At 55.3% G+C, this 13,609-nt stretch carries 8 protein-coding genes; 7 read left to right on the top strand and 1 reads right to left on the bottom strand.

Going from position 1 to position 13,609, the window contains the following annotated elements; translation table 11 throughout:
• Window positions 1–33: 33 nt before the first annotated feature.
• Window positions 34–2,562, bottom strand: a complete 2,529-nt coding sequence (gene nirB / locus J2I46_RS03760) for a nitrite reductase large subunit NirB (protein WP_207327589.1) — start codon at window positions 2,560–2,562, stop codon at window positions 34–36.
• Between the two features lie 270 nt (window positions 2,563–2,832).
• On the opposite strand from nirB, the gene cobA reads away from it, so the two are divergent.
• From cobA to J2I46_RS03725, 7 genes are all read left to right on the top strand, one after another.
• Complete coding sequence (gene cobA, locus J2I46_RS03755; RefSeq protein ID WP_207327588.1) at window positions 2,833–3,600, top strand: uroporphyrinogen-III C-methyltransferase; 768 nt, start codon at window positions 2,833–2,835, stop codon at window positions 3,598–3,600.
• 299 nt (window positions 3,601–3,899) lie between these two features.
• Window positions 3,900–5,375, top strand: a complete 1,476-nt coding sequence (locus J2I46_RS03750; protein WP_229379605.1) for an alginate export family protein — start codon at window positions 3,900–3,902, stop codon at window positions 5,373–5,375.
• Between the two features lie 4 nt (window positions 5,376–5,379).
• Window positions 5,380–6,579, top strand: a complete 1,200-nt coding sequence (locus J2I46_RS03745) for a CmpA/NrtA family ABC transporter substrate-binding protein (RefSeq protein WP_207327586.1) — start codon at window positions 5,380–5,382, stop codon at window positions 6,577–6,579.
• A 13-nt stretch (window positions 6,580–6,592) separates the two neighbouring features.
• Window positions 6,593–7,375 carry a nitrate ABC transporter permease gene (gene ntrB, locus J2I46_RS03740; protein WP_229379471.1) on the top strand — a complete coding sequence of 261 codons (783 nt, stop codon included), beginning with the start codon at window positions 6,593–6,595 and terminating at the stop codon, window positions 7,373–7,375.
• A gap of 51 nt (window positions 7,376–7,426) precedes the next feature.
• On the top strand, window positions 7,427–8,287 hold the full coding sequence (locus J2I46_RS03735) for an ABC transporter ATP-binding protein (RefSeq protein ID WP_207327584.1): 861 nt from the start codon (window positions 7,427–7,429) through the stop codon (window positions 8,285–8,287).
• 241 nt (window positions 8,288–8,528) lie between these two features.
• Complete coding sequence (locus tag J2I46_RS03730; RefSeq protein WP_207327583.1) at window positions 8,529–9,851, top strand: NarK family nitrate/nitrite MFS transporter; 1,323 nt, start codon at window positions 8,529–8,531, stop codon at window positions 9,849–9,851.
• 133 nt (window positions 9,852–9,984) lie between these two features.
• Window positions 9,985–13,566 carry a nitrate reductase gene (locus J2I46_RS03725; RefSeq protein ID WP_207327582.1) on the top strand — a complete coding sequence of 1,194 codons (3,582 nt, stop codon included), beginning with the start codon at window positions 9,985–9,987 and terminating at the stop codon, window positions 13,564–13,566.
• Window positions 13,567–13,609: the final 43 nt, after the last annotated feature.

Genomic DNA, 13,609 nt, shown 5'->3' with positions numbered 1-13,609 from the left:
CGAAGCCAACGCTAGCCAGATCGTCGTTAAAATTCAACGTATCCAATCCTGCGCCTGTATCTGATCGCGCATGGGGGCAAACTGAACGGTTGGGTCTTTGAGCGTTGGGGCGTTGACAAAGTGGGTAAAGCGCTGGCGAAGGGCGGGCGACTCAACCACAGCCTTCCATTCGCAGCTATAATTGGCAATCAGCGCGTCCATTTCCCCTTCCAGTTCGGCGGCAATACCCAGACTATCCTCAACAACTACGGCTTTCAGGTACGTTATGCCGCCTTCCATTTTGTTAATCCAGGTAGCGGTGCGCATGAGCGGATCGGCGGTTTTAATGTAGAACATCAGGAACCGGTCGATCAACTTTACGCAGGTCGCCTTGTCAACGTCCGACACCAGCAGGTGTGCGTGTTGAGGCTTGGCCCCGCCGTTGCCACCCACATAGAGGTTCCAGCCCTTATCCGTAGCAATGATGCCGAAATCCTTGCTCTGCGCTTCGGCACACTCGCGCACGCAGCCCGATACCCCCGATTTGAATTTGTGGGGCGCCCGAATGCCTTTGTACCGGTTCTCGATCTCGATGGCAAACGAGACTGAATCCTGCACCCCAAACCGGCACCAGGTGGTTCCTACGCAGCTTTTTACCGTTCTGAGGGCTTTACCGTAGGCATGTCCGCTTTCAAAACCAGCGGCGATCAGTTGTTCCCAGATGGCGGGCAAATCACCCACGTGCGCGCCGAACAGGTCGATTCGCTGGCCACCGGTGATCTTGGTGTACAGGCCGTATTGCTTGGCCACCTGACCAATGGCAATGAGTTTGTCGGGCGTGATCTCGCCGCCCGGAATGCGGGGAACTACCGAATACGTACCCCCGCGTTGAAGGTTGGCCAGATACCGGTCGTTGGAGTCTTGAATCGGCGCACGGTCTTTCTCGAGGATGTTCTCATTCCACAAACTGGCCAGAATCGAAGCCACGGCCGGTTTACACACTTCGCAACCGTCGCCTTTCCCCAGCGTATCGAGCACGGCTCCGTAGGTGGTCAGCTGGTTGATCTTGGCCAGATCAAGCAGTTCCTGTCGGGTGTAGTCGAAATGTTCGCAAAGCACATTCCGAACATAGACGCCCTGCTGCTTCTGAACGGCCTGAATCAGGTCTTTCACCATCGGTGTACAGCCTCCGCATCCCGTACAGGCTTTAGTCGATTTCTTCAGCGCATCAATAGTGGTCTGGCCATTCTCGCCAATTTCGTGGCAGAGTTGCGCCTTTGTAACGGCCTCGCACGAGCATATCAGCGCTTCGTCGGGCAGGCTCATAACGCCCGCTCCGGGTACGTCTTCGCCACCCCGGTTGCCCAGGATCAGGTCTTCAGGGTCGGGCGGGAGAATCGTCTTGTTCTTGCAAACCTGTAATAACTGGTTGTATTCAGCAGCATCGCCCACCAGAATGCCCCCCAGCAGGGTGGTTCCGTCGGCACTGATGTTGATCCGTTTGTAAACGCCCTTCGCCTTGTTCTCATAACAAACCGTCCGGCAGTCGTCCCCTTCGGCAAACGCATCGCCAAAGCTAGCTACGTCGACCCCGATCAACTTCAGTTTTGTCGACATATCGAATGGCTGAAACTCCCGTTCGGTGCCGGTCAGGCGGGCCGCCACCACGTCGGCCATGTCGTAGGCCGGAGCTACCAGTCCGTAGATCATCGAGTGCACCAGCGCACATTCGCCAATGGCAAATATGGCCGGGTCGGACGTTTGTAGGAAATTATCGACCACGATTCCCCCGCGCGGATGTACGTCGAGACCACTGCGTTTGGCCAGTTCATCGCGCGGCCGAATGCCGGCCGAAATAACGAGCATGTCGATGGACAGAAGGGAGCCATCGGCAAACTGCATGCCGTTTATTACCCCGTCGCCGGTCAGTTGCTGTGTGCTTTTGTTCAGGTGAATCTGGAGGCCCAGATCTTCAAGCCGGCGTTGCAGAATGGCCGAACCCGCCGCATCGATCTGCCGGGGCATCAGGCGTGGCGCAAATTCAACCACGTGGGCAGCCTCCAGACCCAGGTCGAGCAGGGCGTTGGCGGCTTCGAGGCCCAGCAGCCCACCGCCCAGTACCGCCCCGTGCCGGGCTTTAGTGGCGTAGGTACGTATCAGGTCAAGATCTTCGAGTGTGCGGTACACAAACACGCCATCTTTATCGACGCCTGGTATCTGTGGCACAAACGCCGATGAGCCCGTGGCGAAGATCAGATAGTCATAAGGAACTACGTGACCGTGGTGTGAGCGAACCTCTTTCCGATCACGGTCAATGGCGATGACCGGGTCGGAAAGATAGAGCTGAATGTTGTTGTCGGTATACCAGCTTTCCGGGGCAAGCGCCAGATCGTCGGCGGTTTTTCCGGCGAAATAGGCACTGAGATGAACCCGATCGTAGGCGATGCGTGGCTCTTCCCCAAAAACGGTTAGTGTAAACGGGATTGCACTGCCCAATTGTTTGGCAATAAGCTTCTCGCAGAATTTGTACCCGGCCATGCCATTGCCCAATACCACAATACGACGGTTGTTTTGTGTGTTCATAGTCAATAGTAACTACGTGTTTAGAATTGCCCTGTTTTTTTATAGTACTAAACCAAGAAAATACCCCCGTATCCTCGATTTTTGTGTGCTTCAAAAGTAGCCGTGTTTTGCTAGTATTCCTATTAAAAAGAGCGTATAGAGGTTAAAATTCAAGATATTTTTTGGCAAAAGTGTTTTTTCTCAAAATTTAACCTCTACTTTTGAAGCAGTTAATCGTATAGTTACAAACAACTATAAATAGTACTTTTCTACTAACCAACAAGCAAGGCTATGCGTAGTGCAGTCCCTAAACTTACTCTGGTTGGCGCCGGTCCCGGAGATGCTGAATTGCTTACGTTGAAAGGCGTGCGGGTGCTCGAGCAGGCCGATGCCGTGCTGTACGACGACCTGGCCAACCGGAGCCTGCTGGCTTATGCTCCGGCGCATGCCCATCGCTACTATGTAGGAAAACGGGCAGGCCAGCCATCAACGCCTCAAACCGTTATCAATGAGTTGATCGTTGAGCTGGCGCATGAAGTAGGGCACGTGGTGCGGCTTAAAGGGGGCGACTCGTTTGTATTTGGTAGGGGATACGAAGAGATCGACTATGCCCGACGTCACGGGCTTATCTGCGACATTGTACCGGGTATATCGAGTTGCATTGCCGTACCCGCGTCGCAGGGAATACCCGTAACCAGCCGGGGCGTCAGCGAGAGTTTTTGGGTTATTACGGGCACCACCCGAAGCGGTGAACTGTCATCGGATCTGCCCCTGGCGGCACAATCGAACGCAACCGTGGTGGTGCTGATGGGTCTTTCGAAATTAACGGAGTTATGCCAGTTGTATCGCCAGTTTGGTCGGGATCACCTACCAATGGCCGTGATACAAAACGGAACACGCCCCGACGAACGGTGCGTGGTTGGGCAAGTCTGGAATATGCCACAATTGGTTGCGGAACAGGGCGTGGGGGCGCCCGCCGTACTGATTGTTGGTGAGGTGGTAGCGTTACACCCGGCCTATGTGACCGAGTATGCGCTGGGCCTGATGCAGGCTTGTTAACAAAAAAGCCGGTCTGGTGTGGGGGCACCTTTAGACCGGCTTAACAGGGGTTGTCTATGTGTCACACAAACAAAGCAAAGGAAATGAAAAATAGACCGTAAAGCAATTCAGCCGGCGGTTCACGCCCGGTTCCATTCGCCGCCTGTTGCACGGGCGAATGCCGCTCAGCACCATACTGAGCCCTTTTTCACCATCATTTTCATTGCTTAATCGTAACCACTTTCATGAAAATCTACCGTATCCGGTACTGGCTCCCGCTTGTGGCGCTGGTATGCGCACCGGGCCTTTTGCTGGCCCAGATGACCCTGGTTGGTCAGGTACGTACCCGAACAGAAATCAGGAATGGCCTGGGTAACCTGGCCCCGTTAGATGCTAAAGCGGCTGTATTTACGTCGCAACGTACCCGCCTCAACTTCGGCTATAAATGGGATCGCGTGCTGTTCTCAACCGCCATTCAGGATGTTCGCGTGTGGGGGCAGGATGCGTCAACCATCAACAACGCCGATGGCAACCGACTCATGGTTCACGAAGCCTGGGCCGAAATCACCCTCGCTAACAGCGCCGATACGACCATCCCGTTTAAAGCCATTCAAAACCTGTCGCTGAAACTCGGTCGGCAGGAACTGGTCTATGACGATGTACGCCTGCTTGGTAACCTCGACTGGCTGCAACAGGGCCGCCGGTTCGATGCTGCCCTGCTGAAAGCCCAACACCTCGGCTGGTCGCTTGACATTGGTGGTGGCTTTAACCAGAACTCCGACGCGTTTGGCGTGGCCGGTACCGACTACACACCCGGCAACGTGCCTGCATCAGCGCTGTCAAACAAGAACGTGTCGCTGGCCATTCCGGCGGGCTTCATCCCAACGTCGGGGAAAGGGGGGGCGCCGGTATTGGCTACCAATGTGAGTACCAACGGCCAGAACCAGCAGTTCAAATCGTTTCAGATGGCCTATCTGACGCGCAAGTTTGGCCAGACCAAATTCTCGGCGCTCTTCTTCAAAGACGACTTTTCCAGGTATCGTATAGACAGTACCGGTAGCGCTGCGGCTGGGTACGTTTACGGTCGCCGGTACGACCAGACGGGCACCAATTCGCGGATGACCTACGGCGGTATGCTGATCGGTCAGTTGGGCAATGCCTCATCGCGATTCGGGAAAGTGCAGTGGCAGGCGTTCGGCTACGGTCAGAGCGGTACCGACCGCGACGGGCTACTAATCAAAAATGCGTATCACTATGGCGGTAATCTGATGGTGCAGCGCGGATTATTGAGCACCGGTCCGGGTTATGAAGTGCTGTCGGGCAACAATGCCGCTACGATTCAGGCGGGGCAAACGAGCCGGTTCGATCCGCTCTACGGCACGCCACACCGGCATTGGGGCTACATGGATTATTTCTACGTGGGTACGGGTTCACCGGCGGGTGGTTTGCAGGATGCGTTCTGGAAATTCAAATACGCCGGTTCGCGTCTGACAGCCACCTTCGATGTGCATTATTTCTCACTGGCAGCGCCTACCTACAACAAGATGCCCGACGCCCCGACGGGCGCTCTCGTCGATGCCAAACTGGGTATGGAATACGATTTCATCGCCACTTACGCGCTCAACAAATTCACCACGGTTGAACTGGGTTACGCCGTCATGAATGGCACCAACAGCCTGGAATACACCAAACAGGGTACCATGAACCAGCGCGATAAAGTGGGTACGTGGTCTTACCTGATGATCAACATCCGCCCTGATTTCTTCTACGCTAAGCCAGTGGCTATCAAACAATAACACCATGAAAAAGAACTACATACGACTGCTCATCCTGACGTTACTGCCGGTTTTTGCCATCACCACGGCGCTGAAACCCGCCTCGGAACCCATCAAATTAGGGTTCATTCCCCTCACCGACTGCGCGCCACTGGTAGTGGCCAAAGAGCTCGGCCTGTTTCAGAAATACGGGGTGAATGTGGAGCTCAGCAAAGAAGCATCGTGGGCCAACATTCGTGATAAAGTACTCAACGGCGAGCTCGACGGAGCCCACTGCCTGTTCTCGATGCCTGCTTCGGTCTATACCGGCATCGGCGGCAAAGCAGGGTCGGAGATGAAGATTGCGATGGTGCTCAATAATAACGGACAGGCGATCACCCTCTCGAAAGATTTCTGCGGCCTCGTGGGCTTTAAAGAGATCAAGAAAGTGGGCGCGGCCATTTCGCAAATCAAACAGCGTAAGGAAGTTACGTTCGCCATGACGTTCCCCGGCGGCACGCACGACATCTGGTTGCGCAACTGGCTGGCAGCAGCGGGCGTGAACCCGAAATCGGTGGGTATCATCACCATTCCGCCGCCGCAGATGGTGGCCAACATGAAGGTCGACAATATGGAAGGTTTCTGCGTGGGCGAACCCTGGAATGGCGTGGCTGTGGCCCAAAACGTAGGATTTACGCACATCGCTTCGCAGGATATCTGGAAAGATCATCCCGAGAAAGCGCTGGTTGTCAACAGCCAGTTCTCGTCGGCCCGCCGCGCTGATCTGAAAAATGTAATGAAGGCCCTGATTGAAGCCGGTCGCTGGCTGGATAACATGGGTAATCGCAAGAAAGCAGCCGCCTGGCTCAGCAAACCGTATTACGTGAATGCACCGGTAGCCGTACTCGAAGCCCGGCTGATGGGTTCTAACGATCTGGGTTGTGAACTGGGCGTACAGAAATACGGCGCCGACAAGATGAATTTCTATAACAACGGTGTGGTGTGTACGCCGCTGAAAAGCCACATGATGTGGTTTCTGTCGCAATACGTTCGATTTGGCTACCTCAAATCAGCGCCCGATTACAAGGGCATATCTGAAAAGCTGATCCTCGATGACCTGTTCGCGGAAGTGGCTAAAGAGATGAACGTACCTATTCAGCCCGACATGAAGCCCATCAAAACGGCGTTCGATGTGGTGTTCGATCCGCTGGCTCCGGCAGGTTATCTGGCTCAAACAAAACATTAAGCGCAGACTGACTATGAAAAAGCTATTCACGAGGGCATCACTTCTGACCGTCGGTTCATTTGCTCTCAGCATGCTGATTCTGCTGGGCATCTGGTCGCTGGTGACGATGCTGACGAAAAACGAGATTCCGGGCCCGGTAGCCACCTGGACGGTGTTCTACGACCTGTTGCAAGACCCGTTCTACGATTACGGCCCCAACGATAAAGGCATTGGTATTCAGTTGTGGGCGTCGATCAAGCGGGTATTCAGCGGATTCCTGATCGGTAGCCTGATCGCCATTCCGGCGGGTTTGCTGATGGGCGCTTCGAAAACGGGCATGCGGTTGCTGAACCCAATTGTGCAGATCCTGCGTTCCGTATCACCGTTGGCCTGGTTTCCGCTTGGATTGCTGGCGTTCAAAGCGTCAGACGGTGCTACGGTGTTCATCATTGCCATCACTTCGCTCTGGCCAACGCTGGTCAATACGGCCTTTGGTGTAGCTAGTATTCCGCAGGATTTCAAGAATGTGGGGCGGGCCTACGGATTTCCGGTTGGCAAATACCTGACCAAAATCCTGATTCCGTACGCGTTGCCGCACATCATCACGGGACTGCGATTATCGATCGGCATTGCCTGGATGGTCATCGTAGCGGGCGAAATGCTCTCGGGCGGCGTTGGCATCGGCTTCTTCGTCTGGGATAGCTGGAATGGCCTGAGTCTGGAGAAAATCCTGTCGGCCATCCTGATCATCGGTATCGTAGGCCTGCTGCTCGATAAGCTGTTCAGCGGTTTTCAGAAGTGGGTCGCCTACGAATAAAACTTTTTCCGGTCCCTCTGCGCCTGCGGAGGGACCATAACAACCAACAACATGACTACTTCACTGATAGATAGCCCGGACGTACCTGTATTGGGCATTCAGGATCGGCCCGTTAGTATCGAGGTTAAAAACGTGACTGTCTCGTTTAAATCGTCTGGTAAAGGGCAGTTTACGGCGGTAAAAGACATTGACCTGACCATTGGTAAAGGGGAGATTGTCAGCATCATCGGTCACTCCGGCTGTGGCAAATCAACGTTGATGAACACCATTAGTGGTATGGTGAGCCCATCGGCCGGTGAGGTGCTGGTGAACGGAAAGCGCGTAACGGGACCGGGTCCCGACCGGGGCATTGTCTTCCAGAACTATTCGCTATTGCCCTGGCTCACGGTGTACCAGAATGTGTATCAGGCGGTTGATGCCGTGATGCCAGCGTGTTCGTCGGAAGAGAAAGCGGAAATCGTGATCAGAAACCTGGCCATGGTGAACCTGTCGGCGCATCAGGACAAACGCCCCGGTCAATTATCCGGGGGCATGAAGCAGCGCGTGGCCATTGCCCGCGCCTTTTCGATCAACCCGTCGGTGCTGCTGCTCGATGAACCGTTCGGCGCGTTGGATGCCCTGACGAAAGGCAGCATGCACGTGGAATTGCTCAAGCTCTGGAACCTCGATAACCGCGATAAAACGATTGTGATGGTGACGCACGACATCGAAGAAGCCATCTTCCTGTCAGACCGGGTGGTGGTGATGAACGATGGCCCATCGGCAACCATCAACCAGATCGTGGATATCAACCTGCCACGTCCCCGTCACAAAAAAGATATCATTCACCTGCCCGAATACATGGCTGTTCACGACAAGCTGCTAAGCCTACTGGTGAAGACGTATTCTATTGATGATGAAGTGGTTGACTGAGGCGTGGTTAGATGAATGACCAGTGCTCGATCAATTAAACTGGTTGACTACTGTGAATTAAGCAGCGCTTTTGTCATCCCGCAACGGCGGACCGCTCCTTACGTCGGGATGACAAAAAGCGCTGCATATCAACATCAGGAAATAAAGATATCAAGGGCCTAAGCGAGTGGTGATACCGCTACAAAACTCGTCAATTTAATTGTTGAAAACTCCTTCCCCCGAGTCTATAAACCGTACCGTTATGATTTCTCAAAACAAACCACTTACCAGTCTCAACGTACTCAGTTTCAGCGGCATTCAGATGCGCACGTTTCACATTACGTGGGTTACGTTTTTTGTCTGCTTCTTCGGCTGGTTTGGCCTGGCTCCGCTCATGCCCGCCATCCGCGCCGACCTGGGCCTGACCAAACCACAGGTCGGTAACACGATTATTGCGGCGGTCTCAGCCACGATTTTTGCCCGTCTGATCATCGGTCGCCTCTGCGATACCTGGGGACCGCGCAAAACCTACACGGCTCTGCTGGTGGTTGGCTCGTTGCCGGTTATGCTGGTGGGACTGGCCCATGATTATACCTCGTTTTTGTTGTTCCGGCTGGCCATTGGCATCATCGGCGCGTCGTTCGTTATCACGCAATACCACACCTCAGCCATGTTTGCACCGAACATCAAAGGCACGGCCAACGCGGTAGCGGGTGGTTGGGGGAACCTGGGCGGTGGCGTCACGCAACTGATTATGCCGTTGATCATGACAACCATCGTGGGCTTTGGGTACGTCAAAGGCGATGCCTGGCGGCTGGCCATGATCGTCCCCGGCGTGCTGATGCTGGTCATGGCTTACGTCTATTATACCTACACGAAAGATACCCCCGCCGGTAATTTCCAAAGCGCCGGACCGGACGGTATTGAGCAGACGTCGTCGGCCAAAAGCGGCATTTCGTTCTGGAAAGCCTGCGCTGACATTCGTGTATGGGGGCTGGCGCTGGCCTATGCCGGTTGTTTTGGCATGGAAATTACGTTCGACGGGGTGGCCGCTCTCTACTTTTTCGACAATTTCCACGTGTCGATGACCGAAGCTGGTTTCTGGGCCATGCTGTTTGGGTTCATGAATCTGTTCGCCCGTGCGCTCGGCGGCATCCTGGCCGATCGGGTGGGACGTACCTACGGCATGCGCGGGAAAGGCTGGTTGCTGGGTGGCCTGTTGCTGCTCGAAGGTGTGGGCGTTATCCTGTTTGCGCAGTCGGGTAATCTGCCCATCGCCATTGCTTCGATGCTCTCGTTTGCGCTGTTCCTGAAAATGGCGAACGGCAGCACCTACGCCATTGTGCCGTTCGTAAACCCCAAAGCCGTGGGCGTGATCTCGGGCGTTGTGGGGGCAGGCGGTAACCTCGGTGGTATGCTGATGGGCTTCCTGTTTAAGTCGGAAACCATCACCTACGCGCAGGCTTTCGGCTACATCGGCATTGCCGTAGCCAGTGTCGGTGCGCTTCTGTTCCTGATCAATTTCAACGAGAAAACGCAGGTCGCCGACGAACTCGAGCTGGTGCCCATCGCCGAACGAGCGTAGCGCAAGTTAGTTGATTCATAGTTAGATAACTGCTTCGCGCTCACGTACTTGGCTGACGTCTAGTCGAAGGGCCACAAGCGCGAAGCAAACGTGCCAACTCCGAACCGTACTCACCCTCTTTATCCCTAAAAACATGACGCATCAAACCACCTGCTGTTACTGTGGCGTTGGCTGCGGAGTTGTGGTAAAACAGGCCACCGGCGGACAGCTTTCCGTTGAAGGCGATACCCAGCATCCGTCGAATCGGGGTATGCTGTGTTCCAAGGGAATGAACCTGAATTACACGGTTATGGATCAGTCTGACCGGCTGCTGTATCCACAGATGCGGTTCAGTCGCGATCGGCCGATGCAACGGGTAAGCTGGGATGCGGCACTGGAACGGACCGCCGCCGTTTTCAAGACGTTTATTCAGAAATACGGCCCCGATTCGGTAGCGTTTTATGTATCGGGACAATGCCTCACAGAAGAGTATTACCTGGTAAGCAAGCTCATAAAAGGCTTTATCGGCTCCAACAACATCGATACCAATTCGCGGCTGTGCATGAGCTCGGCGGTGGTGGGGTACAAACTGTCGCTGGGTGAAGATGCCGTGCCGGTTTGTTACGACGATATCGAAGAGGCCGACCTGTTTTACGTGCAGGGCGCTAATCCGGCGTGGTGCCATCCCATTATCTGGCGGCGTATTGAGGCGCACAAAGCGGCCAATCCGCAGGTACGTATCATCTGCGTCGACCCCCGCCGAACAGACACCGCCCGTTCGGCCGATCTGCATCTGCCCATCCGTCCCGGCACCGATATCGTTCTCAATCACGCCATTGCCCGGGAACTGATTGACGGAGGAATGATTGACGCCTCGTTCGTCGCCGATCATACCGACGGGTTTACCGCCCTACGTGACGTGGTGCGCCTGCGAACCGTTGACGAAGCCGCCGACATCTGCGGTATTGACGCAGACGCAATTCGGCAAACGGCAGCGTGGATCAGCCAGTCGAAGGGGTTTTTGTCGCTCTGGACGATGGGGATGAACCAGTCGGTGGTGGGGGTGAACAAGAATTTGTCGCTTATCAATTTGCACCTGCTGACTGGTCGAATCGGAACGCCGGGCAACGGGCCGTTCTCGCTGACGGGGCAACCCAATGCCATGGGTGGCCGGGAAGTAGGGGGGCTGGCCAATGCGTTACCTGCTCACCGCGACGTGACTAATGCCGCCCACCGCGCCGAGATGGAAGCGTTCTGGAATAGCCCGGTGCCGATTGCGCCCAAACCCGGTCTTACGGCAACCGAGCTTGTCGATGCGCTGAACAACGATACGCTGAAGGCCATCTGGATTATTAATACGAATCCGGCGGTGAGCATGCCCGATGTGAATTCGACAGAAAAAGCCCTGAAAAACGCTCGTTTCGTAGTCGTGCAGGATATTTCGGCGCGGGCCGATACCGTAGCGTTTGCCGATGTAGTTCTGCCTGCTGCTGGCTGGCTGGAAAAAGAAGGCACCATGACCAATGCCGAACGCCGGATAACGTACCTGCCCAAAGTGCTCGACGTACCCGGCGAGGCCCTGCCCGATGTAGAGATTATCTGGCGATTTGCCCAGAAAATGGGCTTTGGCGATGCCTTTACGTACCCAAATGCCGAGGCTGTATACGCCGAATACGCCCGAAGTACGGCCAATACCAACGTTGACGTAACGGGCGTAACCTACGCGTTGCTGAAAGAGAAACGATCCATTCAGTGGCCTTATTCACTGGCCGATACCGAGTCGCTCGGTACGTCCCGCCTGTTCACTGACCACACATTTTACACGCCGAACAAACGCGCCCAACTCCACGCCGTACCCGACGAAAACGCATCGGAACCGACCGACGCCGATTTTCCGCTGGTGCTCACAACGGGACGGGTGCGCGATCAGTGGCATACCATGACCAAGACCGGGCGGGTGGCCAAGCTGAATCAACACGCGCCGTTGCCCCGGTTGCAACTTCACCCGGACGATGCCCGCGCCCGCGCCATCCGGGATGGTCAGCTTGTAACCATTACCGGTCGTCGGGGTCAGGTACGTGTCACCGCCGAACTGTCGGAAGATATCCGCCCCGGCCTATGCTTTCTGCCAATGCACTGGGGCCGCGCCCTGGCAGGCAACCCGGACAGCAGCACGCTGGGACGAGCCAACAACCTCACCAACGCCCTGATCGATCCCCGATCAAAAGAACCCGATTTCAAGTTCACGGCCGTGGAAGTGCTTCCGTACCAGAAACCGGTTGAAAAAATCATTCTGATCGGCGCTGGATCGGCAGGGTTGGGATTTATCAATGCTTACCGTAATCTGAATACCACCGACGAAATTCATGTGTTCTCGAGCGAAATTTATCCGTTCTACAACCGGGTGTTGCTGCCCGACTACATCAGTGGCGCGCAATCGTGGGAGCAGCTTGTCAAACTGCGCGAAGACCAGTTTGCTGAGGCGAATATTGTGGTGCATAAAGGCGTTAGCATTGCCCACATTGACCGACGAAATAAGGTGGTGACCGATACCGAAGGCGTTGAGCACAGCTACGATCGGCTATTGCTGGGCATGGGTAGCCGCGCGTTCATGCCGAAAGGCGTACCGAAGTTGCCCGGCATTTTCAATATGCGGTCTCGGCTCGATGCCGATGCGTTGCTCCCGTTTCTGTCGCCTGAAGCCGTTGGCAACGTACCTGTAGAACCACATACCGGAACGCCGACCGCCGTGATTGTGGGTGGTGGCCTGTTGGGGCTGGAACTGGCGGCGTCGCTCCGGCAGATTGGCGTTCGGGTGTCGGTCATTCAGCGCATCAGCCGGTTCATGGAGCGGCAGCTTGATCCGATAGCGGGCGATTTGTTGTATCAGGATCTGGTTGAGCGGGGCATCGACGTGTATTTCAACGAAGAAGTACAAACATTCGTCGGCACCGATCGGGTGACGGGCGTGCGACTTAAATCGGGACGCACACTGGCCTGTCAGGTGGTGGTGATGGCCATTGGCACCGTACCCAATACTGAACTCGCCCGCGATGCCGGACTGGCATGCAACCGGGGCGTGGTGATCAATGATTATGGGCAAACGTCGGACCCTGCCATTTTTGCAGCGGGTGAACTGGCGCAATGGCGCGGACAGATGTGGGGAATCACGCTGGCCGCCGAACAACAGGCCGAAGCCGCTGCCCGCTTCATCTCGGGCGACGTATCGCAACCCTACAAAGGCAGCGTGTCGATGAACATTCTGAAAATGGAGGGCCTGCACCTGTGCAGTATCGGCCTGCCCGAAGTGCCCGCCAGCATCGACCCGTCGGAGCGCGCCGCTTACGAAGAGATTATCTTCATCGATAAAGCAAAACGCTACTACAAGAAGTGTATCGTTCACCGGGATAAGCTGGTCGGCGCCGTGCTGGTTGGCGATAAAAACGAGTTTCAGGAATTCCGTGACCTCATTGCCAACGGCACCGAACTCACCGAGAAACGTCTCCAACTGCTCCGAGCCAGCAAGACGGCCGATCCGATTGCGGGCAAACTGGTTTGTTCCTGCAATAACGTAGGCCAAGGAAACCTGGAAAGGGCTATTACGGGCGGCTGTACCGATTTCCAGAAACTCTGCCAGCAAACGGGCGCCGGTACCGGCTGTGGCTCCTGCCGCCCCGAGGTACGGGGAATACTGGAACGAATGAGCGAATTGGTGAAAGCGGTAGCGAGTGACTAGTTACGTTGTCGGGATGACAAAAAAGCATACGCTCATTCTATCG

The sequence above is a fragment of the Fibrella forsythiae genome, from assembly GCF_017353175.1.
Lineage (GTDB): Bacteria > Bacteroidota > Bacteroidia > Cytophagales > Spirosomataceae > Fibrella > Fibrella forsythiae.
The sequence above is the reverse complement of the archived record's forward strand: the minus strand, read 5'-3'. Positions and strand labels throughout refer to the sequence as shown.